Below are 23,140 nucleotides of genomic sequence, written 5' to 3' on the forward strand. Positions count from 1 at the left end.
GCCAGTTGCCGCGTGTTGTCTCTATAGTGGTAACGCGTTTTACCCCTCGTGCCTGAGCCGGTAACGCCCGCGCTTATATACACGCGGCTTATGATGAACAGGTAATAGCCCAGAGGGCTTTCTCAAGGAGGAACACACATGGCGGACACGGCGATGAACCTTTTTGGCGCGCGCGACACGCTGACGACGCAGAGCGGCCAGAAACTCTACTTCTACAACCTCAACAAGCTTCAGGGGCGCGACGTTTCCCGGCTGCCCTTCAGCATCAAAGTGCTGCTTGAAAGTGTGCTGCGTGAAGCCAACGACTACGACGTGCGCCGTGAGGACGTTGAGACGGTCGCCGGCTGGAGCCCGACCAACCCCGAAGTCGAGATTCCCTTCAAGCCCGCCCGCGTGATCCTGCAGGACTTCACTGGTGTGCCTGCCGTGGTGGACCTTGCCGCCATGCGCAGTGCCATGGTCAAACTGGGCGGCGACCCCAGCAAGATCAACCCGCTGATCCCAGTAGACCTTGTCATCGACCACTCGGTGCAGGTCGACGAGTTTGGGACCGACTTTGCGCTGGCCAACAACATGGCCCTGGAGTTCGAGCGCAACCGCGAGCGTTACGAGTTCCTCAGATGGGGCCAGAAGGCCTTTGACAACTTCGGCGTGGTGCCTCCCGCCAGCGGCATCGTGCACCAGGTCAACCTGGAGTACCTGGCCAAAGGCGTGCAGAGCCGCCCAGAGGACGACGGCGTGGTCGTGTACCCCGACAGTCTGGTCGGCACCGACTCGCACACCACCATGATCAACGGCCTGGGGATCGTGGGCTGGGGCGTCGGCGGTATCGAGGCCGAGGCCGTCATGCTGGGCCAGCCGATCTACATGCTCATGCCGGAAGTCGTGGGCTTCAAGATCACCGGTGCCATGCCCGAAGGCGCCACCGCGACCGACCTGGCCCTGCGCGTGACCGAGATGCTGCGTCAGGCGGGTGTGGTCGGCAAGTTCGTCGAGTTCTACGGCGCTGGCCTGAGCAACATGACCCTGCCTGACCGCGCGACCATCGCCAACATGGCCCCCGAGTACGGCGCCACCATGGGCTTTTTCCCGGTGGACGACGAGGCGCTGCGCTACCTGCGCCGCACCGGCCGCCTGGAAGACGAGATCGAACTGGTGGAGGCCTACTACAAGGCCCAGGGCATGTTCCGCACCGACGAGACGCCTGATCCCATGTTCACCAGCACCATCGAACTGGACCTCGGCACCATCGTGCCCAGCCTGGCGGGTCCCAAGCGTCCCCAGGACCGCGTGAACCTGAACGAGATGCACACCGTGTTCAATGAGGCCCTGACCGCGCCCGTCAAGGCCCGTGGTTTCGAGCTGAGCGGCGATGCTCTGTCCGCCCAGGGCACCATCGGCGGTACCGATATCCGCATCGGCCACGGCGCCGTGACGCTGGCCAGCATCACCTCCTGCACCAACACCAGCAACCCCAGCGTGCTGATCGCCGCCGGTCTGGTGGCCCGCAAGGCCGTGGAGAAGGGCCTGAAGAGCAAGCCCTGGGTCAAGACCAGCCTCGCTCCTGGCTCCCGCGTGGTGACCGAGTACCTGGAAGCGGCCGGCCTGCAGAGCTACCTGGACCAGATCGGCTTCAACACCGTCGGCTACGGCTGCATGACCTGCATCGGCAACAGCGGTCCGCTGCCCGAACCCGTCGTGCAGGCTATTCAGGAAGGCGACCTCGTGGTGGCCAGCGTGCTGTCGGGCAACCGCAACTTTGAAGGCCGCGTTAACCCGCACATCAAGGCGAACTACCTTGCCTCCCCGCCCCTGGTGGTGGCCTACGCCCTGGCCGGCACGGTTGTGAACGACATCGTCAACGATCCTATCGGTCAGGACCAGAACGGCAACGACGTGTTCCTGCGTGATATCTGGCCCAGCAACGCCGAGATCCAGCAGGTCATGGACCAGGCGATCAACGCCGAGATGTTCAAGAAGGTCTACGACGGCATCGAGCAGAGCAACAAGGAATGGAACGCCATCCCTGTGGCCGAAGGCGCGCTGTACGACTGGAAGGAAGACAGCACCTATATCCAGAACCCACCCTTCTTCGAGAACCTCGCCGGTGGTCCCAGCGACATCGTGAACATCGAGAAGGCCCGCGTGCTGGTCAAGGTGGGCGACTCGGTGACCACCGACCACATCAGCCCCGCCGGTTCCTTCAAGGCCGATACTCCTGCTGGCCGCTACCTCACCGAGCGCGGCATTGCCCCGAAAGACTTCAACTCCTACGGCTCGCGCCGCGGCAACGACCGCATCATGACGCGCGGTACGTTTGCCAACATCCGCCTCAAGAACCAGCTGGCTCCCGGCACTGAAGGCGGCTTTACCACCAACTTCCTGAACGGCGAAGTGACCAGCATTTTCGATGCCTCGACCGCGTACAAGGAAGCTGGTATTCCGCTGGTCGTGCTGGCCGGCAAGGACTACGGCATGGGCTCCAGCCGCGACTGGGCCGCCAAGGGCACCTTCCTGCTGGGCGTCAAGGCTGTCATCGCCGAGTCCTTTGAGCGCATTCACCGCAGCAACCTTGTGGGCATGGGCGTGCTGCCCCTGCAGTACAAGAACGGTGAAACGGCCGAGAGCCTGGGCCTGCAGGGCGATGAAACCTTTGACTTCATCCTGCCCGGCGACCTGAAGCCCCGTCAGGATGTGACCGTGCGCGTGACCAGCAAGGATGGTCAGAGCCGCGACATCACCGTGCAGTGCCGGATCGACACTCCGGTGGAGATTGATTACTACAAGAACGGCGGCATTCTCCAGACCGTGCTCCGTGGCATCCTTGCCAAGAGCAAGGGCGAGGTCAAGGCGTAAGTCTGACCAGCTGACGTTCTCGACGAGCTCCCTGCCTGATCATCAGGCAGGGAGCTTTTCTCTCTCTGGCACTTTCCTGTGGGCAAGCCGTGAGCGCTACCGGTGCCGTCCCGGCTTTCTGATCATCTTCCTTAACTGTCATCTGTGTTCAGGTTGATGTCAGCCCTGAGCTGTAAACATAGAAACTATGAAGACGAGTGTTGCCCTCCCGCTGCTGGCGCTCTCTATGAGCCTTGCATCCTGCTCGTCCGGGTCGGGCGGCACCGTTCCACAGACTCCACCGGCTTCGACCACGCCGCCTGCCACGGGCACCACGCCTCCTCCTGCGCCTGCCATCTGCGCACAGGGTACGGATCAGTCCACTCCGGTCACAGCTTCGGGCCTGGGGACCCTCAGCGTATCCGGGACCTTTGCGCCTGACTGGTCGGCTCCCCATGTGCCTGGACGGGTACTGATCGTAGACGGCGGCAGGGGCCTGAGCGCCCAGAAGCTGAGTGCGCTCAGCACCGTGCGGACCCAGAGCGTGATTTCGGGTCTGACCCTGGCCTTTACACCCGGCGGGGAGTCGGACGAGGCTTTCGCAGGCCGTCTGGAAGCCAGCGGCCTGAAGGTGCAGCCGGATTACGTGTACCGCAAGCTGGCCACGATCGTGAACGACCCCGGCTACCCCGGCAATGGGGGATTCATGTCTGGCGGGGTCAACGTGACGCAGAACTACCTGACCCGCGTGCGCGCTGACCGGGCCTGGACCTTCCTGAACGGATGTGGCAAGACGCCTGCCGGCGTGGTCACGGCTGTGCTGGACACCGGCACGGAAGCGGCCCATGAGGACCTGCAGGGACGGGTCCTGCCCGGCGCACACTTTGCGGGCACGACGGCCGCTACGGTTGACGAAGACGGCCACGGGACGGCCACTGCGGGGCTGATCGGAGCTGCGACCAACAATGGAAAGGGCGTGGCCGGGATAACCTGGGGCGGCCAGAATCTGCTGCCGGTGAAGGTGCTGAGCAGCGAGGGCGAGGGGTCGACCTCCACCCTGGTCAAGGGCGTCAATTACGCGGTTTCGCAGGGCGCTAAGGTCATCAACATGAGCCTGGGGTCCACGGTGGCTGGTGGAGCAGACAAGGCGCTGGACGCTGCCCTGAGCGCAGCTGCAGAGTCCGCGGTTCTGGTCGCCTCGGCGGGCAATACCGCTACAGACGGTGTGTATTACCCGGCAAGCCACTCCAGGGTTATTGCCGTGGGTGCTGTGGGCGCCATGGATGGCGTGCTGGCCTGCTACAGCGCGCGTCCCAACGAAAAGTACCCGCGGCAGCTGGACATCGTAGCTCCTGGAGGTGCTGGCGACTGCGCGGGTGCGACGCCCGCACAGCAGATGCTGATTCTGGCGCCGGGCAACCGGTACGGCGTAGCCGCTGGCACCAGCGAGTCTGCTCCCCTGGTCAGTGGGGTCGCTGCTCTGATGCGCGCTGCCAACCCGAAACTGACCGCAGAGCAGACCAAGGGGTTGCTGCTGAGCAGCGTGAACCGGGCCAACGGCCTTCCCCTGCTGGACGCAGAGGCAGCGGTGCGGGCAGCCACGAAGTAACAGGAGTCAGGAGCAGGACCGCACTTTCCAGGAAGGTGCGGTCCTGCTCGTGTTTCCTCTGATCTGGGTCTCTTCGACGGGTCCATGAACCACACTTTGGACCTTCACGCCCGGGACTCGTCGGGCTCCTGTCCGCTCCAGGCTGGAACTATCGCAGGAATTTTGCAGGTGCTCAGGCCTGAACAAGCTGGTCCAAGAAGAGCCGCCCGGATGCGATGTTCCGGGCGGCTCTTTGTTCATTTTTGACTTGAGCAGCTTCGCTTGACTGGCGAAGCTGAGCGTGTATTACAGCTGCAGAGGGCGATCAGGAACGCTCGATGCGCTCCACAGCGGCAACCGGTGTCTGCACGTGGTGCAGGAGCATAAAGAACACGGCCGTGCTGTGAAGCAGCAACAGGTTGAACAGCGCGACGTTCGGCTGGTACCAGTGGCTTCCGGCTCCTACCAGGAGAATAAGCAGCAGGTTGAGCAGCAGCGCCGGGCGGCGTTCCGGAAAACGGACATATCCGTACAGGCCGGCCATGATGCTGAAGATCATGGGGAGTGCCAGAGCATTGAGCAAGTCTTGGGACATACCTCATTTTGCCTCTGGACTATGACGCGTTCATGACAGCTTCCCTACCTGAATAGAGGACCTGCTCCTAAAGCTGATACTGCCTGAGTTTCACCTGATCCACCGCATGCTCGCGGAGGGTATCAACATCGAGCCAGCCGTCCTGGAACGTGATGGGAAGATTGAGCAGATCGTCTTGCAGCTTCAGCACAAAGCTCAGTTCGCAGGGTTCAAGGACCTCGCTCTGTGTAGACAGCAGAGCGGCGTGCACGGTGCCCAGGCCGGTGCTGGCCTGCGAACCCACCATGCCGCGCTTGCCCTGCCGGGCCGCCGCACGCAGCATGTTCAGGCCGTCGGTAAAGCCATTGCGCGCCGTCTTGACGTTCAGCACGTCGAAGGTATCGAAGGCCAGTTCCCGTTGCAGATCGGCCGGGGTAAAACAGCTGTCATCAGCCACGATGGGCAGCAGGCTGCGTGCATGAAGCTCAGTGCGCGCGTGGAGGTCCCGGACCGGCAGCGGCTCTTCGACATACATCAGGCCCGCGTCTCGCATGGCGGCGAGAGCGTCCGGGGCCGTTTCCGAGGTCAAGGTTTCGTTGCTGTCGGCATAGAGTTGCACCTCATCACCAAACAGGCGACGCAGTTCATGAATCACCTGCAGGTCCTGCTGATGCTGCCGGCCGACCTTCACCTTCAGGCACCGCACCCCGGAATCCACGACCCGCTGGGCCTCCGCAATCATCTCAGCCGGCGCGGCAATGCCCAGGATAAAGCTGGCCCTGACCTTCCGGTTCGGGCCCAGCAGGGTGTCGAAGAGCGTCAGCCCCTGGGAGCGGGCACGGGCGTCATGAAGGGCCATGTCCAGCGCGCCGCGCGCGGTGTGGTTGTTGGCCACGCTGTTGCGTATCCGGTTCAGGGCAGTCTCGTCCTGAATATCCAGACCATGCAGCGCAGGGGAGAGGTGCTCCAGGATGCCCAGCACACTGGAGGTGGTTTCTCCATAGATGGTCGGTCTCGGGGTGGCTTCCGCAACGCCCACCGTGCCGTCCGAAAGGGTGACCTGGACCAGCACATGCTCGGCCACGCTGAGGGCCGAATGCGCTCCCCAGGCCAGTGCAGAGGTCAGCGGCAGGCGAAACGGAATTCCCTGGACGCGGGCAACAGTAACGGTCATTCCTGTGCCTCCGGGGAAGTTGACTGCAACGCCCACTGACGCACTGCCTGGGCTACCTCCGCCGGATTCAGCGCCACCGTGTCGAGCAGCAGAGCACGCTCGCCGGGAAGGGTCCGTAAAAAGGCTTCAGCTGCCTGCGGGTCGTAGTTCCGCCGCTCGCTGACCACGATCCGGGCCTTGGCAACGATCTCAGCCGGGCTGTGGCCCTCTGCTGTCAGTGCGGCGAGTTCTTCCAGTTCCCGGGAGCTGAAGACAGCCTCGACTCCTGGAATTGCCGACAGGCTGCTGCGCACATCCGAAGCTGGCGCCCCGCCCTTCACGCGGTCGAAAGCGTCCGCGCGGCCCAGGAGCCGGCGCACCCGTACGGCGTCAGGTGCCCCCAACGCCACAAAACGCCAGGCGGGAAAGGTCATGGCTGCGTACTGCACCTCGTCGAGGCCGCGCAGGCCGTCAAAGACCGGGGACGTGCCCCAGTGGGTCGTGTCGGCCTGCAATGACCCCAGGGCCTGGGCCATACCGCCTGGATTGGCCGCCCGGTACTCGGCCGTCAGGCGGAAGCGCTGCTCGCGGTCTGTGACCGGGCCGCCTGCCAGGGGCCAGATCATCACGGCGTCGGTCACCTCGCGCCGGTCAGGCAGGATCCGGAGCCCGGGCCGAACCTCCTGCAGGGCCTGCAGCGCAGTGCTTTTGCCAACGCCGGTCACGCCGACGAGCACAGTCAGCGGTAGACTTCCAAGAGGAGCCCAGGGGCTCTCCGGAGGGGTTGGGGTGGTCCGCAGAAAGGGCAACGGTGCGGGGTCGGTCACAGTCGCCAGGGTACAGGAGCTGTTGGGGAAGCGCGCAGGGCGGGTCCAGGCAGGGCCTCCCTAAAGAGACCCGCAAGAATCGTTCAAGTCCAGCCCTTACTGCGTCCTGCACGCGGTGAGGCCGCGCTTTCTAAACTCAGAGAGAGCCCCCGCTGGCGAGCTGCGTTGTTCCCCTCTCCCTGTGCTCAAAAGGTCGGGCTGACGGCAGAGCGCTGCTGCCTGCGTATCGCAGGCGCCTGGGCAGGGCCATACAGGAGCACCCATGATCAAAGGCAAGGAAATCCTCGGCAAGAACATTGTGGCCATCAGTACCGGTCAGCGGGTGGAGTCGGTCCGCGACGTGATCTTTGATCACCAGGCCAATCAGGTGCTGGGCTTGCTGGTGGATGAGGGCGGCTGGTTCCGCGCGGCCCGGGTCCTGCCGTTTGAGCGCATCCGCTCGTTTGGCGAAGACGCGCTCATGATCCAGGATGCAGGCGACCTGACGACCACCCGCGAGGACGGTCGGCTGGCCGATGTTCTGGAAAGCAACACCAACCTGATTGGCATGACCCTGCTGACCACCGACGGCCAGGACCTGGGCAGGATTGCCGATGTGCTGTTCGATGAGCGCACAGGCCGCGTAGAGGGTTATGAGGCGACCGGCGGACTGTTTTCTGACCTGAGCAACGGCCGTACGTTCGTGCCGGCTCCCGAGGGTGTGCAGATTGGCATCGACACCGCGATAGTTCCAGTAGAGGTCGCCAACGCCATGCGGGAGCAGGAAGGCGGACAGAGCGCCTACCCGCCCCTGTATGGCGTTGCGGAGACGCGCCATCCAGGGGCTTCGGGCAGCCGGGAAGGCGCCGTTCCAGCTGACGTGGCGCCGCGTGTCAATGGCAGTCCAGACGGACGCGTGGTGCAGGTGTATTCCCCGTCCCGCAGCCCGGCTTCTCCTCCAGCGGACCTGGATGCCCGGCAGTCCCTCAGTGAGGCGTCAGCAGACAGCAGGCAAGCATCCAATCTCACGGTCCAGGGGCAGTCTGAAGCTGCCGCGCAGGGCCGGCGCGTGAAGCGTGATGTCCGGACTCCCGGTGGACACCTGCTGGCTGTGCAGGGTCAGATCGTCACTCCAACCGTGCTCTCACGTGCCCGTGACATGGGCGTCACGCCAGAACTCGTGGCTGCCACACAGGACGACCACAGCCAGACGGCGGGGGCAGCCGGCGAGGGAGCCGGGCACCTGCTCGACCGCGCCAGACAGTGGTTCAACGACCGCCGTGAAGAGACCGAAGCGGCCATTCAGGAGCGTCAGGTCGCTGAACAGGAACAGCGCATCCGCGAAGCTCTGGGACGTCCGGTCAACCGGGTCATTCTTGCCCCCGATGACAGCGTGATTCTGAACATTGGCGAAATCATCACCCACCGGGCGGTGCAGTCGGCGCGCGACGCCGGGGTGCTGGATATTCTGCTGGGCAGTGTAAGCAAGGAGAATGTTTCCATTGACCCACTGTCAACACGGCCCAGTGAGCCCGGGCAGGCGGCACTGGAAAGCCGGAACCTGCTGGAGCCCAGGCAGGACTGAAGCGGGCACAGTAAAGGTCGGTGGTCGTCAGACAGGGGCCACCGACGCGTTTCTGCTGTAGTCTGATCGGCTTTTTTATAGTCTCTGGGAAGCCGTTTTTTCTGCGGTGCACCAAGGTCCCGGCTCTTGAAACCGTTCCGCGGCGGCTGTCGCGCGCCAGGAACTGCTCTATGCTGCGCGGCATGATCGACACCCTGATCGGCCATACGCCTCTGGTGCAGTTGCGGCACCTGGTCACAGCGGAAATGGCCGATGTGTTTATAAAGCTCGAAGGTCAGAATCCCGGTGGAAGTATCAAGGACCGCACCGCACTGGGACTGGTGCAGGATGCCGAACGCAGTGGCCGGCTGAAACCCGGCGGCACCATTGTGGAACCCACCAGTGGCAACACCGGCATCGGGCTGGCGCAGGTCGCGGCGGCCAGAGGCTACCGCCTGATCCTGTGTATGCCTGCCCAGATGAGCGAGGAACGCAAGCGAACCCTGACCGCCTACGGCGCGCAACTGGTTCTCACAGACCCGGAGCGCCGTATGCTGGCTGCTATTGAAGAGGCGGAGAAGATCGCCTCGGAGACAGGTGCGGTCATGATGGGGCAGTTCACCAATCCTGCCAACCCGGCCACCCATGAGGCCACCACTGGCCCCGAACTGTGGGACCAGATGGAAGGGCGCATTGACGCCTTCGTGTATGGCTCCGGTACGGGCGGCACCATCAGCGGGGTAGGCCGTTACCTGAAACGCCAGAATCCCAGCGTGCAGGTCATTGCCTGTGAACCGGCCCGCAGCAACGTCCTCAGCGGCGGCGAGCGGGGGGACCACGGCTTCCAGGGCATGGGACCGGGCTTTATCCCCGACAATCTGGACCGTTCGGTGCTGGATGACGTGATTCAGGTCTGGGAAGAAGACGCCTATCCGCTGGCCAGGCAGCTGGCACGCGAGGAAGGCATTTTCGTCGGTATGAGCAGTGGCGCCATGGCCTGGGCTGCGCTGGAAGTGGCACGGCGCCTGGGACCTGGGAAGCGCGTGGCGACGATTGCCTGCGATACAGGGGCGCGCTACCTGACCACCGCCCTGTTCACCGATGACTCGGGTACCCCTCCCGGCTACAAGCCATACTCGCGCGAGAAACTGACACCTGTTGATTCATGACTGTGATGGTGTGCCGCTTCTGGCAGGTGCTGAAGAAAGTGAACAGTGCATGGCCGCTCCGGATCACCCCACCCCACGACCAGCACCAGGAAAGGCGGAAGCAAGACCACTACTAAGGTGGTCAGTGATGCAGTGGTATTGCGCCCCCTGACCTGGGGCATGGGTGACAGATCGGACGGTCCTGTTATGGCCTACTTTGCGCAACGAATCTCCTGCCGGGAATCTTGGCCGCATCCTGGCCCCCGGCTTTTCAAAGTGTAAAAGGACGCCTACATGAAAAAACGTTTCGCCCTTCCTCTGCTCGCGACCCTTCCCACACTGCTTGCCGCATGTGGCGCGGACGACATCGACCTCGACGGGTACAAACGCAAGAGCTTCAGATCGCAGACCGAGTGCCGGGCCTACTACAAGACGCAGATCGATCAGGGCCTGCGTAATCCGTGCTACCGCGCCTCAGGAAGTGCCCTGTTTTTCGGCCCTTACTTTCTGGCCAGCCGCCTTGGAACCCGGTACCTGGGCTATGACAGCCGGGGGAAGGTCAGCCGCAGCGGCCTGAGCATCAGCCCACGGGGTGTACCCAACACGTTTAAGGCCCCTACTGTTTCCCGGGGCGGCTTTACCAATAGTTCCCGGGCCTCTGGGAGCAGTGGCACCCGGTCCTCCGGCAGCTTCGGCGGCTGACCGACCTCCAGGGACCGGCCGGGTGCACCCGGCCGTGGTTGTAGCTTCTGGGGCTACGACCTCAATGGCAAGAACTCTCGACTCAGGGTTGCCTTGTTCCTTTCATGTGAGTGCCGCGTTGCCGAGTGTTTGAAGGATATGATGCCAACTTTGGGGCATCGGTCCTGTGTGGTCGCCGGTAGCGTCAGGCATGACGCAAAACGGGCACTTCACGGCGCACGATGAACGCAGACTGGTGATCGCGGGAGGGTCAGGTTTTCTGGGCCGTGCAGCAGCCCGGCATTTTTCTTCACGGGGCTGGGACGTGGTTCTGGTCTCACGTTCGCGTCCGGCCCACACCACGCCGGCCCGGTGGGTGCCCTGGGACGGAGTGCGCCAGGACGCCTGGGCACGCGAGATCGACGGTGCCGCAGCGGTGCTGAACCTGGCAGGCAGAACCGTGAACTGCCGCTACAACGCCCGCACTATGCTGGAAATCTACACTTCGCGCCTGGCCTCAACCCGCGCCCTGGGCCGTGCGATCCGTGACTCAGCCGCGCCGCCCCCGGTCTGGCTGAATTCCAGCACCGCGACCATCTACCGGGACGCGCGGGACGGTCCACAGTCAGAATCAGGTGAGATCGGCGCGGGATTCAGTGTGGATGTCGCCCTTCGCTGGGAAGCAGCCCTGATGGAAGAAATGCTGCCGCACACCCGCCGGGTGGCCCTGCGCACCGCGATGGTTTATGGAGTCGGCACGGGCGGCGTTATGGAAACCACAGACCGGGTGGTGCGTCTGGGTGGAGCAGGGGCTATGGCGGGCGGGAGCCAGCGGGTGAGCTGGATTCATGAAACCGATTTCTGCCGCGCCCTGGAATTTCTGATCGCTTCGGAGCTGTCCGGGCCAGTCAATGTCTGTTCACCCGAACCTCTGCCCAACAACGAGTTTTTGCGTGCCTACCGCAAGGCCTGGAGGATGCCACTGGGACTTCCTTCAGCGGCGGCGCTCATCCAGGTGGGCGCGCGCATCATGAATTCAGAGGCCGAGCTGTTGCTCAAAAGTCGCTGGGTCTGGCCCGGCCGTCTCCTGGATGCGGGCTTCGAGTTTTTGTATCCGACCTGGGAGAACGCAATACATGCTCTTGTTCAGGAGGCGCGGCTCAAAGGACACCACACGCGCTGAAAAGAGGCCTATGCTTGCTGAAGAGGTCCCGCTACGCTGAGCATCTTCGTCTGCTCTGAACTGCCGTGCTTAACGGCGCTGGCCGCCGAACATTCCAATCAGGTCATCCAGTGCGTTGCCGTCCCCGTCACGGTCCAGCACGTTGTTGAGCGTACCGATCAGGCCACCCGTATTGGCCTGCTGCCCCATGGGGGGCTGCGGCCTGTGCCACTGTCCCGTTGGCTCGTCCTGACTGGGCAGCCCCGGAATGACCGGTCCGCCTCCCAGCACGCCGCCTGACTGGTCATCCGGAACCTGTGTGCGCTGAGCGTACCCATTTCCTGTGCCGGAGCCCATCCCTCCGCCCAGGAGACCGCCGAGGATGCTGCCAATGTCAAAGCCCCCGCCTCCTGTTCCGGCATTATCGCCCTGGCGTGACCCGCCCGGTTGCCCCTGACGCAGGCGGCCCAGGTAATTCAGGACCAGCGGGGCCAGCATCATAAGCACCTGCATGGCCATCTGCGGATCAATGCCGGCGCGTCGGCTGACCGCGTTCGCGGCGGCATGCTGCTGATTCCCAAACAGATGCCCCAGGATCTTCTGCCCGTCCTGCGGGTCGGGTACCTGACCCTGTCCGAACAGGTCCAGGGCGCGGCCGTCGTGGCGGTCCAAAGCTCCACTCAGCGCCGCTGCGCCTTCCGGGGTCTGGGCATTGCGGGTCAGGGCCCCCAGCAGTAAGGGCAGCGCGGCCTCCATGGCCGCTTCGGTCTGGTGGGGGCTGGTGCCCAGCTGACGGCTGACCGTCTGTTGCGCCTGCCCCATCCCGCCCAGCATGTTGAAGATGTCCATCATGGTGTGTTTCTCCTGGAAATGTGCGTAGGGCGAATTTGACGTAGGGCATAGCCTACGCCGCGCTGCCCGGTGGCTTATTGAGAAAAGCCTGAGACTCAGCCAACCCGGCTCCCACGAACCTTCCCTGGGACTCCGCCATCTGGCCCATGCGGTGTGAACCAGCCCGCCGCTATCTTTGCCGGTCCCTGGTTCGGCAATTTCTGGGGTGGAGGTTTCCTTGATAGGAGCTACGACCGGGCGCGACAGGCGCCCGAACTTCAGGCTGTATCTGGCGGTCGCGCGGCTCAGCTTCCGCCGGGGGTTCGCCTACCCGCAGGCGGCCCTGTGGGGGCTGATCACCAACGCCTTTTTCGGAGTGCTGCGCGCCGCAGTGCTGATGGCCCTGTTTGGTGCCCAGCCGCAGGTAGCCGGATTCACGGTGCAGGACGCCCTGACCTACACCGCCATGACCCAGCTGCTGATTGCGGCTTTCAGCCTGTTCGGCTGGAGCGAGCTGATGCGCACCATCCACCGCGGCGAAGTGGGCACCGAGCTGCTGCGCCCCCATCATTTCCTGCTGTTCTGGACTGCGCAGGACGCCGGCCGCGCAGCCGGTCAGTTCGTGCTGCGCGGGCTGCCGATTCTGCTGATCTTTGCCCTGCTGTGGCCGCTCAGCTGGCCGCAGGGAACCGAGGGATGGACCGTCACGGCCCTCAGCCTGCTGCTGGCCTGGGCCTGCGGCTTCGCCTTCCGCTTTCTGGTCAACTGCGCGGCCTTCTGGACTCCGGACGCTGCTGGCGTGGGGCGTTTTGCCTGGGCAGTGCTGGGCCTGAGCTGCGGCTTTCTGATGCCGCTGGCCTTTTTCCCCGACTGGCTGCGGGGAGTGCTGGCCTGGACCCCGTTTCCCTGCATGCTGAACACCAGCGTGGAGCTGTGGCTAGGAGTCCGGAGTGGCCCCGACGCCTGGACGGCACTGGGCACCCAGCTGGCCTGGGCAGGAGCGCTGTTCGTGGCTGGGGAATTCACGCTGCGGCGGGGTCTGCGCCGGCTGGAGGTCGCCGGTGGCTAGCTATTGGACCGAAACACGCTCTCTGGCCGGACTGTATCTGCGTTTGCTGGGCGCCCAGGCACGTTCTCAGGGGGCGTACCGGGTGTCGTTCGCCCTGGACGCGCTGAGCGCCATGCTGATCACCGCTGCCGAGTTTGCCGCGTTTGCGCTGGTGCTGCCGCGCTTCGGTGCTATGACCGGGCAGCATGGCGTGGCCTGGACGCTGGGCGAGGTGAGCCTGCTGTACGGACTGGCAGAACTGGCCTTTGTGCTGATGGATCTGCTGTTCGGGGGCTTTGACGCCCCGAATCTCTCGGGGCATGTCCGCAGCGGCAGCTTCAGCACGTTTCTGCTGCGGCCTGCGCCTCTGGTCCTGCAGGTGTTCGGTTCTGACTTTGCCCTGCGGCGCCTGACCCGGGTTCTCCTGGCTGCCGGCATCGTAGCCTACGGACTCTCGCAGGTCGAAGTGGACTGGACGGCAGGGCACGCCCTGATGCTCCTGGGCAGCGTGGTTGGCATGATCGCCTTTTTCGGCGGGCTGTTCGTGATCGGCGGCACGCTGACCTTCTGGACGGTGGACAGCGTCGAGGCCATGAATGTCCTGACTTACGGCGGCCGTACGCTGATCAGCTATCCCATGGACATCTACGGCACGTTCCTGCGCAAGACCTTTACCTACCTGATTCCCGCGGCCTTCCTGTCCTATTTTCCGGTGTTGTCCGTGCTGGGCCGCCCGCTGCCCGATGGTCTTCCGGTGGCGGCGGCGTTCCTGGCCCCGCTGGTCGGACCCGCACTGCTGGCGGCAGCGTTCGCGTTCTGGCGTTTCGGTGTTCGCCACTACCAGGGCACCGGGACCTGAGCCTCCTTCCCTGTCTGCAGGAGTAACCATGATTGAAGTTCGGCACCTCCAGAAAACCTTCCGCGTGCGTCAGGGCGGTCTGCTGCGCGGCACTTTCAGCGTCCGCGAGGCTGTGCGCGACGTGTCCTTTCAGGTCGGCGCCGGCGAGATCGTCGGATACCTGGGTCCCAACGGAGCAGGCAAAAGCACCACCATCAAGGTGCTGACCGGATTGCTCGTGCCTGACGGGGGACATGTCCGTGTGGGCGGCCTGATTCCCTGGCGTGAGCGCCGGAAGCACGTGGCCCGGCTGGGTGCCGTGTTCGGACAGCGCACCACCCTGTGGTGGGACCTGCCGGTGCGTGACTCGCTGGATCTGCTGCGGCACGTGTACCGGGTGCCCGAGGGGCGGTTTCGCGAAAACCTGCAGACCTTCACGGACCTGCTGGACCTGGGACCATTCCTGGGAACGCCAGCCCGCGCCCTGAGTCTGGGCCAGCGCATGCGTGCAGACCTCGCGGCGGCGCTGCTGCACGACCCGGAACTGCTGTTTCTCGACGAGCCGACCGTCGGGCTGGATGTGGTGGCCAAGGAACGTATCCGTGAATTTGTCCGCCATATCAATGCCAAGCGCGGCGTGACCGTTCTGCTCACCACGCACGACCTGGGCGACGTGCAGCGGCTGGCACAGCGGGTCATGATCATCGACCAGGGAAGCCTGCTGTACGACGGAGATCTGGCGCGTCTGCAGGCCCGCTATGGCAGCGCACGGGAACTCGTGGTGGACTTCGAGACGCCGCAGCAGCAGGCCCAGGTTCCCGGTCTGGAACTGCTGGAGGTCACCGGACTGCGCGCCCGCTACGCCTTTACTGGAGGCGCTGCCGTTCCCATCGCCCGCGTCACAGCCCACGCCCCGGTGCGCGACATCACGGTCCGCGAGCCTGACATTGAGGCGACCATCCGCCGCATCTACGAGGGTGGACTCCTGCGCGGCGTGTTAAATGAAGAGCATGCATCTGGCATACCTGCCGTACCCGCCACCTGAAGAGGTCGAGCGCCGCGCCCTGGCCCTGGCCGTGCTCGACGCGGTGCTCAGCCCGGAATGGGAGGACAGGTGTTTTTCCTTTGACCGGGGCTGGAGCGCAGGCACGCGGATGGCTTCGGCCAGAAACGGAAGCGGTGACGAAGCCTTCATGCTGTTCAGCCAGGGAGAGTGCATCTTTAAGGAGTTTCTTCATGAGGTCCCACAGCGTCTTCTCGTATCCGAGGTGCGCGCCACCGCCGGGGCAGCAGACCAAATGCCTCTGCTGGAAGAGTTTCTTGCAGAGCCTGCGTTCTCCATGCAGCTCCTGACTGAACTTGGTTGGTACACACCCAGGGCCCGTCACTGGGTCGTTATGAGTTCTGCTGGTGCACCGACCGAAGACAGCCTGTTCCGGCTCCTGTTTCAGGGCGATGGGCCGCAGTACGCCGCCTGGGCCAGCGACCTGTTCGAACGGCCTGTCAGGGAAGACGTGGTTGAACTTGTCTTTCAGGGCGTCCCGTTAACACCATTTCTGGTTCAGGGCCTCAACCCGGACGCAGACTGGCACAGCGTCCACGCGGAGGCTGCCGAAATGGGTTATCCGGTGCAGACCACGTAATGGAAAAGTTGCCTCCCCAATTTTTTCACCGGGACCCGGTACGGGTTGCACGCGACCTTCTTGGCGCCACGCTGGTTCACGTCCTGCCGTGTGGCGAGCGGCTGAGCGGCCGGATCGTGGAGACCGAAGCCTACGATTGCCCCCGCGACCCCGCCTGCACCGCCGGGCGGTTTCACGCCGCGCGCAGCGCCGAGATGGCCATTGCCCCGGGCCTGTGGCTGTTCTGGAGCGCTCACGGGCATCCGCTGTTGCAGGTGGCCTGCCGCGAGGAAGGTGTTCCGGCCAGTGTGCTGATTCGTGCCCTGGAGCCAGGAGAGGGAATCAGTCAGATGCTGACGCACCGCCCGGTCACACGGCACCGTGACCTGACCAACGGACCGGCCAAGCTGGTCTATGCCCTGGGGCTGAATCCGGCCCAGGTGACCCATACGCCGGTGGACAGTCCAGCGCTGCACCTTTACCCCGCGCCGCCGCTCGCTCCGGACTTCATAGAGGTCACAGCGCGGGTCGGCATCCGAGAGGGCCGCACGCTGCCGTGGCGTTTCCTGTTGCGCGGCAATCCCTGGGTGTCGCCAGCCACGCCCAGCATGGCGCTGGTCGACCCGGCAGATTAAGAGACAAACAGGTTGCTGGCGGCCAGAACCGGCGATTGGACCAGCAGACGCCTTCTAGACTGCTGGGATCATGACCACCCAAACTCCTCCGGCCGGCGCCATGAGCGTGGACGCCGCGATAGACGGCCTGGGCCTGGGACCCTTTCAGTGGCGGCTGCTGCTGATCTGCGGCCTGACCTGGGCGGCCGACGCCATGGAAGTGCTGCTGATGGGCTTTGCCCTGCCGGGAATTGCTGAAAGTTTCGGCCTTCGCCCTGGCAGCACGGAAACCAGGTGGCTGCTCACCTCCACCTTCGCCGGTATGTTCGTCGGAGCGTGGTTCTGGGGCTGGGTGGCCGACCGCCTGGGTCGGCGTCAGGTGTTTCTGACTACCGTGGCGCTGGGCGTGGTTTTCGGACTGCTGGGGGCCTTTGCCCCCGGACTGGGCTGGTTGGTGGTGGCCCGCTTCCTGACCGGCTTCGCCATCGGCGGCACGCTGCCCGTGGACTACGCCATGATGGCTGAATTTGTGCCGACAGCCTGGCGTGGCCGCTTTCTGGTGTACCTGGAGAGTTTCTGGGCGCTGGGAACCATCATGGTCGCGGCCCTGGCGTGGAGCCTGAGCACCCTGCTCCCCCCAGGTGAGGCATGGCGCTGGCTGCTGGGCCTGGCCGCCCTGCCGGGACTGGTGGGGCTGCTGGCCCGCCTGGGAGTTCCCGACTCGCCGCGCTCTCTGCTGGCCCGGGGAAAGGAAGCGCCGGCCCGGGCCGCCCTGAAGCGGGTGGCGCGCCTGAACAGGAAGACCCTGCCGGATGTGCCGCTGGCTGCGCCGGAACACACCGCCCGGGTGACGCCGGCGCAGCTGTTTTCCGGCGGTCTGGGCCGGCGCACGCTGCTGCTGGCGGCCGTATGGTTTGGCCTGAGTCTGGGCTACTACGGCATTTTTTCCTGGTTGCCCAGCTTCCTGAAAGCGCAGGGGATGGAACTGGGCGCGGTGTACCGCACCACGCTGCTGCTGGCGCTGGCGCAGGTGCCCGGGTACATCCTGGCGGCCTATCTGGTCGAGCGGATCGGTCGCCGGGCGACGCTCGTGGGTTACCTGCTGGGCAGTGCGGCGGGCGCGTACCTGTTCCTGGCGGCCGGTACCCCGGTGCAGGTGCTGGCCACCTCGGCGCTGCTGTCCTTTGCGCTGCTGGGGGCCTGGGGAGCCCTGTACGCCTACACGCCGGAACTGTACCCCACGCCGCTGCGTACCACCGGCATGGGGTTTGTCAGTGGCATGGCCCGGGTCGCCAGCGTGCTTTCACCCAGCGTAGGTGCCCTGCTGCTGACCGGTCAGCTGCCGGCGGCGCTGACCCTGTTCGCCGGGTGCTTTCTGCTGGCCGCACTATGCGCCTGGGGCATTGGGATCGAAACGCGGGGTCAGCGCCTGCCGGAGGCGATTGGCCCTCAACAGTAGGAGATTCGCCGCACCGCAGGGTTCGACCTGGTATGCACAAAAACGGGTGCGCATTGCGCGGAGAGACGGTACCCACATGCCGCCCGAGTGGAGACAGGTGAAACAAAGCCTGTCTCCAGTGCTGTATGCAGGCCAGCGCTGTCATGCCTTTCTGGGAGAAGCTCGGTGGTATGTGCTCCCCAGGATGCCAGTTCGGCCGGTTCGCAAGGCTGCTAGTCCAGCAGGCACTGGCTGGCGTTTCAGCAGCCCCAGGCTGGTGAAACTGATGCGCCCCAACCATCGTGTGCAGCAGGGGCGGGCATCAACCAGTGAACGGTGCTTACCGCTCACTGGTTAACCACCAGACCGACGCCGCTGGTGCCATAGGCGGAACTCTCCCGCTGTGCCTCCGCTGCGCACCTGCACTGACCCAAAGGCGCGACATACCGGAGAATGCCTGCATGTCACTGCTCCCCGGGTCCTCATTTTCCTTCGCCCATCCTGCGCTGTTTACCGATCTGTACCAGCTCACCATGATGCAGGGGTACTTCCGCGAGGGCCTGCATACCCAGGACGCCACTTTCGACCTCTATTACCGCCGCAATCCCTACCAGGGTGGATACGCCGTGTGGGCTGGGCTGGAGGTGGCCCTGGACTATCTGGAGGCGTTACGCTTCTCTGCTGCGGACCTGGACTACCTGCGCAGCCTGGGCCTGTTTAAAGAGGACTTCCTGGCTGCCCTGGAGTCCTGGCGCTTTACCGCCCAGGTCACTGCGTTTCCCGAGGGCAGCGTGGTGTTTCCCAATGAACCGTTGCTGACAGTCCGTGGACCGTTATGGGAAGCGCAGCTGGTGGAAACTGCCCTGCTGAACATCCTGAATTTTCAGACGCTGGTGGCCACCAAGGCGGCCCGTTGCCTCAGTGCCGTTCAGACCAGCAGGTACGGCGGGTCGGTGGTGGAGTTCGGGACGCGCCGGGCCCAGGGTCCGGACGGCGCCCTGGGTGCGGCGCGCGCTGCTGTGGTCGGTGGGGCCACCGGCACCAGCAACGTGCAGGCTGCAGCGCTGTACGGTCTGACCCCGGTGGGTACCCACGCACACGCCTGGGTCGAGAGCTTTCCCACCGAGCTGGAGGCGTTCCGGGCTTACGCGCGGCTGTATCCGGACTCGACCACCTTGCTGCTCGACACCTTCGACACCCTGGAAAGCGGACTGCCCAATGCCCTGACCGTTGCCCGGGAACTTCGTGCGCAGGGACATGAGCTGCGTGGAGTCCGGCTCGACAGCGGCGACCTGGCGTACCTGTCAGCCCGCGTGCGTGCCGCGCTGGATGAGGCGGGCTTCCCTGACGTTCAGATCGTCGCCAGCAACGACCTCAGTGAATTTGTTATCGAGTCTGTCATCCGCGAGGGCGGGCGCATTGACGTCTACGGCGTGGGGACTCAGCTGGCCACTGGCGGCGGTGAGGGCGGCGGCGCACTCGGCGGCGTGTACAAACTGGTGGCCCTGCACGGCGAGGACCGCATGAAGCTGACCGGGGACCCGCGCAAGACCAGTGTTCCTGGCCTGAAGCGGGTCTGGCGGGCCACCGACACCCAGGGCCGGCTGGTGATTGACGTGATTGCTTCCCTGGATGAGCCCCAGCCTCAGGCTGGAGCACGCGTGAGCGACCCGGCCAACCCGCTGCGCAACACCCGCCTGGGCGCAGGGCTGACTTGGACCGATCCGCGCCATGTGGTCATGGAAGGAGGACAGCGCAGTGGGGAGCCCGAGGCGCTGACCACCATTCAGGCCCGCGCCGTCGCTGACCTGCAGCGCCTGCCTGAAGGCACGCGTCGTCTGCTTAACCCCCACATCTACCGGGTTAGCCTCAGCCAGGATCTGCAGGGACGGCGTGACGCCCTGGTGGCCGAACTGCGCGAGCGCCACGGCCTGTAATGACCGTGCCGGCCCGCAGCTCACATCGGCTGTCTGACGTGCCAGCGGTGTATATCGGGCGCTTTCAGCCCCTCCATGACGCGCACCTGCGGAGCATGCTGGATGCACTCAGTCACTTCGAAAGGCTGATCGTGCTGCCTGGAAGCGCCAATCTGGCCCGGAGCATCCGCAACCCCTGGAGTGCAACCGAGCGTATCCACCTGATTCGTGCGTGTTTACGAGACGCGGGGATCGCTCCGGGGAGAGTGACCTTCCGGCCTGTTCCCGATGAGTTCGACAGTCACCGCTGGGCCGCACGAGTCCGCAGCGCCGTGCCCGCACCGCGGGCGGTGCTGGTGGGATTTGAAAAGGACGCCAGCAGCGCCTACCTGCGCTGGTTCCCCGAATGGCAGGCGCACCACGCTCCGGTGTGGCCCGGCCTGAACGCCACTGATCTGCGCGCCGCCTATTTCACGGGTGAAGCGGTTTCAAATGTGCCTGCCCGGGTCTCGGCGTTCCTGCAGGACTTCAGGGAAACGCCAGCTTTTGCGCGCCTGCAGACCGAGTGGAGGGCTGTGGAAACCGCCCGCTCACTCCTTGATCCGGGACGGATGCTGCACGAGGAACGCTGGGTGCACGTTCAGCAGGGGCACGTGTGGCTGCACACCCGTCGGGGGGCCATTGGTCACGGCCTCTGGGAACTGCCGGGACACGTGTTGGCGCCTGGGGAGCAGGCCGCTCCGGGGCCGGACGCCGTCTTCGCCCACCCCGCGCGCGCGCTCGTTGCTCCTACAACTGCCCATGTCTGGTGCGGCCCGCCTGCCCAGCATGTCGCCGGACGTCCCGTGCCCCTCTCCACTGCCCTGCGTCTGCCACGGCGTTTTCACGAGGACCATCACGTCATTCTGTCAAGGCTGCTTAAAGGTAAGCCGCCTGCCGAATGATCCAAAGGACACGGGGCTGCATACACCCTCATGAAGCAAGTCACTCCGCACCCGCAGAGGACAATTCAGGAGGAACCCCTATGACCGAAGACCAGAGCATGATGACTGACCAGAGCCTCGAGACCCCCAGCACCGACGCTCAGACTTTTGATCGCCGCAGCGCCCTGAGCACGCTCGGCAAGTTCGGGCTGGGAGTCGCGGCCTTCGGTCTTGCCGGAACAGGTGCCCTGGCAGCCCCGGCCAAGAACATCGATGTCGATGTGCTGAACTTCGCTCTCAATCTGGAGTACCTGGAAGCGGCCTTCTACATGGCTGCAGTGGGGCGCATCAACGAACTGCGGGCCTTCGGCGGCGACGCTGAGATCCGTCTGCCCGCCGGCCTCGACCGCACCCGCGGCATGCAGTTCAAGGACAGCAATGTCCAGGCTCTGGCCAAGGATATCGCTGAGGACGAGTTCCAGCACGTCAAGTTCCTGTATGGCGCCCTGGGCAAGGCCGCCGTTCGCCGCCCCGTGCTGGACCTGTCGGCCGCTTTCGACGCCGCAGGACAGGCCGCCAGTGGGGGCGCCATCAAGGGCTTCAATCCTTACGCCAACGATCTGTTCTTCCTGCACGGCGCCTTCATTTTCGAGGACGTGGGCGTGACAGCCTATAACGGCGCAGCCACCCTGCTGACCAACCCGGCTTTCCTGCAGGCAGCGGCCGGCATTCTGGCGGTCGAGGCGTATCACGGCGGGGTCATTCGCGGCATGCTGTATCAGGAGCGGCAGGTAACGGCGGCAGCCGGGCTGTACGTAGGCCAGGTTGTGCAGGCCATCAGCAATCTGCGCGGCAAGGTCGGTGGAGGCAAGGATATGGGCCTGACCGACGCACGTGGCAACGCCGTGTTTGCTCCAGCAGACCAGAACGGCATCGCCTACCCACGCTCGACCCGTGAAGTTCTGAACATCGTGTACCTGGCTCCCGGCGCGCGTAAGGGCGGCTTCTACCCCAACGGCCTGAACGGCAGCATCAAGTAATTCAGCGTTACGCAGGGCCGGAACGGCGTCTTACCGTTCCGGCCCTGCGTGTTCTGCTGTCTCGGAGAGCAGAGAACAACTCATCCTGCTTTTAAGCACACGGCGCAGATGAACAATCTGACGGCCACAGGAGCCAGATCATGGGTGCCCGCAAACAGGGCAGATGGTACTTGCACTCAACACGCTGTCAGACGAAATCCACTCGCCTGAGTGCCTCTAACGGGCTGGCAAAAAGGCTCCACTTCTATTGCTATCCCGCTCCAGTTTCATGGGGCAGCAATCACCTTTACCCTGATTCGCGCCGTCCGGTGCCTGCGCTCTCCGTCTGAGCCCACCTGAGTCGGTGGGGGAGAACAGTCAGGCAGCTGGCCCGTCGCTTCATCAGGTGTGGGGCTTTTTCCCTGAGGTCAGGTCCTCGACCAGGGCATGAATTCCCTGCACCGGCGTCAGAGTTCCAGCGAGGACTTCTGCCCGGAGCTGTTGCAGACGTCCGGTGTCCACTCCTGCCTGAAAAGCACGCCACGCAGCCTCGCGCAGCAGCTCGTCGAACCACAGGGCGGTCTGGGTGCGGCGTTTTTCGGCGACATCCACGGTAGTGCGGTACGCTTCCACCGCATTCCAGACTTCAACGATGCCTGCGCCTGTCAGTGCTGAGGCCTGAAGCGCGCGTGGACGCCAGGAGGCCGCAGCGGGGGTCAGCAGCTTGAGGGCCGCCGTGAGTTCCGTCTGCGCCCGGGTGGCTGCTTTGGGGTCGCTGTCGGCCTTGTTGACCACGCATAGGTCGGCCAACTCCATGATTCCGCGTTTGATGCCCTGCAGTTCGTCCCCGGCGTTGGGCAGGGTCAGCAGCACAAACAGGTCGGTCATGTTCGCCACCTGGGTCTCGCTTTGCCCGACTCCGACGGTTTCTACCAACAGGACGTCATAGCCGGCCGCTTCACACAGCGCGATGGCCTCACGGGTCCGGCGGGTAACCCCGCCGAGTGCCCCGCCCGATGGACTGGGCCGGATGAAGGCCCCTGGGTGAACGGTCAGCCGGGGCATGCGCGTCTTGTCCCCCATGATGCTGCCGCCCGTGCGGACACTGCTGGGGTCTACCGCCAGCACCGCGACCCGGTGTCCGGCGTCTGCCAGGTGCAACCCAAGTGCCTCGATAAAGGTGCTCTTGCCAACCCCCGGCACGCCCGTCAGCCCCACGCGTATGGACGGCACAGCTTGCGGGGTGACCTCAGCCAGAAGCTGCTGGGCCTGGGCTTCATGCTCCGGGCGGGTGGACTCGCTGAGCGTGATGGCCTTGGCCAGCGCACGCCGCTCGCCGGCGAGCAGGGCAGCAGTCAGGGGATGCTCAGGCATGGCTCT

At 64.6% G+C, this 23,140-nt stretch carries 20 protein-coding genes; 15 read left to right on the plus strand and 5 right to left on the minus strand.

Translation table 11 applies throughout. The features are described from left to right. Positions 1-138 precede the first annotated feature (138 nt). Positions 139-2,856 carry an aconitate hydratase AcnA gene (acnA, locus tag DEIDE_RS04575; RefSeq protein WP_012692779.1) on the plus strand — a complete coding sequence of 906 codons (2,718 nt, stop codon included), beginning with the start codon at positions 139-141 and terminating at the stop codon, positions 2,854-2,856. 226 nt (positions 2,857-3,082) lie between these two features. Then, on the plus strand, positions 3,083-4,444 hold the full coding sequence (locus DEIDE_RS04580; RefSeq protein WP_242402954.1) for a S8 family peptidase: 1,362 nt from the start codon (positions 3,083-3,085) through the stop codon (positions 4,442-4,444). A 304-nt stretch (positions 4,445-4,748) separates the two neighbouring features. On the opposite strand, the gene DEIDE_RS04585 is transcribed toward DEIDE_RS04580, so the two are convergent. The 3 genes from DEIDE_RS04585 to DEIDE_RS04595 all read right to left on the minus strand — a co-directional run bounded on the left by DEIDE_RS04585 (position 4,749) and on the right by DEIDE_RS04595 (position 6,977). After that, positions 4,749-5,018 carry a hypothetical protein gene (locus tag DEIDE_RS04585; RefSeq protein ID WP_012692781.1) on the minus strand — a complete coding sequence of 90 codons (270 nt, stop codon included), beginning with the start codon at positions 5,016-5,018 and terminating at the stop codon, positions 4,749-4,751. Between the two features lie 67 nt (positions 5,019-5,085). Beyond that, positions 5,086-6,171 (minus strand): enolase C-terminal domain-like protein, encoded by a 1,086-nt coding sequence (locus tag DEIDE_RS04590; RefSeq protein WP_012692782.1) that lies wholly within the window; start codon positions 6,169-6,171, stop codon positions 5,086-5,088. Beyond that, the gene (locus DEIDE_RS04595) at positions 6,168-6,977 is read right to left on the minus strand and encodes a DEAD/DEAH box helicase family protein (RefSeq protein WP_012692783.1); all 810 of its coding nucleotides are present in this window, start codon (positions 6,975-6,977) and stop codon (positions 6,168-6,170) included. Before DEIDE_RS04595 ends, DEIDE_RS04590 begins: the two co-directional genes overlap by 4 nt. A gap of 262 nt (positions 6,978-7,239) precedes the next feature. On the opposite strand from DEIDE_RS04595, the gene DEIDE_RS04600 reads away from it, so the two are divergent. The 4 genes from DEIDE_RS04600 to DEIDE_RS04615 all read left to right on the plus strand — a co-directional run bounded on the left by DEIDE_RS04600 (position 7,240) and on the right by DEIDE_RS04615 (position 11,532). Further along, on the plus strand, positions 7,240-8,541 hold the full coding sequence (locus DEIDE_RS04600) for a PRC-barrel domain-containing protein (RefSeq protein WP_012692784.1): 1,302 nt from the start codon (positions 7,240-7,242) through the stop codon (positions 8,539-8,541). A gap of 182 nt (positions 8,542-8,723) precedes the next feature. After that, positions 8,724-9,689, plus strand: coding sequence for a cysteine synthase A (gene cysK, locus DEIDE_RS04605; protein ID WP_012692785.1), 966 nt, complete (start codon positions 8,724-8,726; stop codon positions 9,687-9,689). Positions 9,690-9,962: 273 nt separating this feature from the next. Next, positions 9,963-10,370 (plus strand): hypothetical protein, encoded by a 408-nt coding sequence (locus DEIDE_RS04610; RefSeq protein ID WP_012692786.1) that lies wholly within the window; start codon positions 9,963-9,965, stop codon positions 10,368-10,370. A gap of 190 nt (positions 10,371-10,560) precedes the next feature. Further along, positions 10,561-11,532 (plus strand): epimerase, encoded by a 972-nt coding sequence (locus tag DEIDE_RS04615; RefSeq protein WP_049760438.1) that lies wholly within the window; start codon positions 10,561-10,563, stop codon positions 11,530-11,532. A gap of 69 nt (positions 11,533-11,601) precedes the next feature. On the opposite strand, the gene DEIDE_RS04620 is transcribed toward DEIDE_RS04615, so the two are convergent. Continuing rightward, a complete protein-coding gene (locus DEIDE_RS04620; protein ID WP_012692788.1) occupies positions 11,602-12,363 on the minus strand; it encodes a DUF937 domain-containing protein in 762 nt (253 codons plus the stop codon). A 217-nt stretch (positions 12,364-12,580) separates the two neighbouring features. On the opposite strand from DEIDE_RS04620, the gene DEIDE_RS04625 reads away from it, so the two are divergent. The 9 genes from DEIDE_RS04625 (at position 12,581) to DEIDE_RS04665 (ending at position 21,781) form a co-directional block, all read left to right on the plus strand. Beyond that, complete coding sequence (locus DEIDE_RS04625) at positions 12,581-13,411, plus strand: ABC transporter permease (RefSeq protein ID WP_012692789.1); 831 nt, start codon at positions 12,581-12,583, stop codon at positions 13,409-13,411. Beyond that, complete coding sequence (locus tag DEIDE_RS04630) at positions 13,404-14,249, plus strand: ABC transporter permease (RefSeq protein ID WP_012692790.1); 846 nt, start codon at positions 13,404-13,406, stop codon at positions 14,247-14,249. Before DEIDE_RS04625 ends, DEIDE_RS04630 begins: the two co-directional genes overlap by 8 nt. Before the next feature lie 28 nt (positions 14,250-14,277). Continuing rightward, positions 14,278-15,273: an ABC transporter ATP-binding protein gene (locus DEIDE_RS04635; RefSeq protein WP_012692791.1), complete on the plus strand. Its 996-nt coding sequence runs from the start codon at positions 14,278-14,280 to the stop codon at positions 15,271-15,273. Next, entirely contained in the window at positions 15,239-15,871 is a 633-nt protein-coding gene (locus DEIDE_RS04640) for a hypothetical protein (protein ID WP_041227094.1), read from the plus strand. Before DEIDE_RS04635 ends, DEIDE_RS04640 begins: the two co-directional genes overlap by 35 nt. Further along, entirely contained in the window at positions 15,871-16,485 is a 615-nt protein-coding gene (locus DEIDE_RS04645) for a DNA-3-methyladenine glycosylase (protein ID WP_012692793.1), read from the plus strand. The genes DEIDE_RS04640 and DEIDE_RS04645 overlap by 1 nt, the downstream gene beginning before the upstream one ends. Positions 16,486-16,555: 70 nt before the next feature. Next, the gene (locus DEIDE_RS04650; protein ID WP_049760439.1) at positions 16,556-17,923 is read left to right on the plus strand and encodes an MFS transporter; all 1,368 of its coding nucleotides are present in this window, start codon (positions 16,556-16,558) and stop codon (positions 17,921-17,923) included. A 440-nt stretch (positions 17,924-18,363) separates the two neighbouring features. Beyond that, positions 18,364-19,839: a nicotinate phosphoribosyltransferase gene (locus DEIDE_RS04655; protein WP_012692795.1), complete on the plus strand. Its 1,476-nt coding sequence runs from the start codon at positions 18,364-18,366 to the stop codon at positions 19,837-19,839. Beyond that, on the plus strand, positions 19,839-20,762 hold the full coding sequence (locus DEIDE_RS04660; RefSeq protein ID WP_012692796.1) for a bifunctional nicotinamide-nucleotide adenylyltransferase/Nudix hydroxylase: 924 nt from the start codon (positions 19,839-19,841) through the stop codon (positions 20,760-20,762). Before DEIDE_RS04655 ends, DEIDE_RS04660 begins: the two co-directional genes overlap by 1 nt. Positions 20,763-20,842: 80 nt before the next feature. Next, positions 20,843-21,781, plus strand: a complete 939-nt coding sequence (locus DEIDE_RS04665; RefSeq protein WP_012692797.1) for a ferritin-like domain-containing protein — start codon at positions 20,843-20,845, stop codon at positions 21,779-21,781. A 381-nt stretch (positions 21,782-22,162) separates the two neighbouring features. Here the strand turns inward: DEIDE_RS04665 and meaB are convergent, their stop codons facing one another. Beyond that, a complete protein-coding gene (gene meaB, locus DEIDE_RS04670) occupies positions 22,163-23,134 on the minus strand; it encodes a methylmalonyl Co-A mutase-associated GTPase MeaB (protein WP_012692798.1) in 972 nt (323 codons plus the stop codon). Positions 23,135-23,140: the final 6 nt, after the last annotated feature.

Origin of the sequence: Deinococcus deserti VCD115 (genome assembly GCF_000020685.1) — a bacterium.
Classification (GTDB): Bacteria; Deinococcota; Deinococci; order Deinococcales; family Deinococcaceae; genus Deinococcus; species Deinococcus deserti.

Excerpts from the sequence above, each read along its gene's own strand:
- DEIDE_RS04635 (WP_012692791.1), top strand. The coding sequence starts at position 14,278 with ATGATTGAAGTTCGGCACCTCCAGAAAACCTTCCGCGTGCGTCAGGGC.
- DEIDE_RS04600 (WP_012692784.1), top strand. The coding sequence starts at position 7,240 with ATGATCAAAGGCAAGGAAATCCTCGGCAAGAACATTGTGGCCATCAGT.
- DEIDE_RS04665 (WP_012692797.1), top strand. The coding sequence starts at position 20,843 with ATGACCGAAGACCAGAGCATGATGACTGACCAGAGCCTCGAGACCCCC.
- cysK (WP_012692785.1), top strand. The coding sequence starts at position 8,724 with ATGATCGACACCCTGATCGGCCATACGCCTCTGGTGCAGTTGCGGCAC.
- DEIDE_RS04610 (WP_012692786.1), top strand. The coding sequence starts at position 9,963 with ATGAAAAAACGTTTCGCCCTTCCTCTGCTCGCGACCCTTCCCACACTG.
- DEIDE_RS04615 (WP_049760438.1), top strand. The coding sequence starts at position 10,561 with ATGACGCAAAACGGGCACTTCACGGCGCACGATGAACGCAGACTGGTG.
- meaB (WP_012692798.1), bottom strand. The coding sequence starts at position 23,134 with ATGCCTGAGCATCCCCTGACTGCTGCCCTGCTCGCCGGCGAGCGGCGT.
- DEIDE_RS04655 (WP_012692795.1), top strand. The coding sequence starts at position 18,364 with ATGTCACTGCTCCCCGGGTCCTCATTTTCCTTCGCCCATCCTGCGCTG.
- DEIDE_RS04620 (WP_012692788.1), bottom strand. The coding sequence starts at position 12,363 with ATGATGGACATCTTCAACATGCTGGGCGGGATGGGGCAGGCGCAACAG.
- DEIDE_RS04650 (WP_049760439.1), top strand. The coding sequence starts at position 16,556 with ATGACCACCCAAACTCCTCCGGCCGGCGCCATGAGCGTGGACGCCGCG.
- DEIDE_RS04640 (WP_041227094.1), top strand. The coding sequence starts at position 15,239 with ATGCATCTGGCATACCTGCCGTACCCGCCACCTGAAGAGGTCGAGCGC.
- DEIDE_RS04590 (WP_012692782.1), bottom strand. The coding sequence starts at position 6,171 with ATGACCGTTACTGTTGCCCGCGTCCAGGGAATTCCGTTTCGCCTGCCG.
- DEIDE_RS04645 (WP_012692793.1), top strand. The coding sequence starts at position 15,871 with ATGGAAAAGTTGCCTCCCCAATTTTTTCACCGGGACCCGGTACGGGTT.
- DEIDE_RS04580 (WP_242402954.1), top strand. The coding sequence starts at position 3,083 with ATGAGCCTTGCATCCTGCTCGTCCGGGTCGGGCGGCACCGTTCCACAG.
- DEIDE_RS04660 (WP_012692796.1), top strand. The coding sequence starts at position 19,839 with ATGACCGTGCCGGCCCGCAGCTCACATCGGCTGTCTGACGTGCCAGCG.
- DEIDE_RS04585 (WP_012692781.1), bottom strand. The coding sequence starts at position 5,018 with ATGTCCCAAGACTTGCTCAATGCTCTGGCACTCCCCATGATCTTCAGC.
- acnA (WP_012692779.1), top strand. The coding sequence starts at position 139 with ATGGCGGACACGGCGATGAACCTTTTTGGCGCGCGCGACACGCTGACG.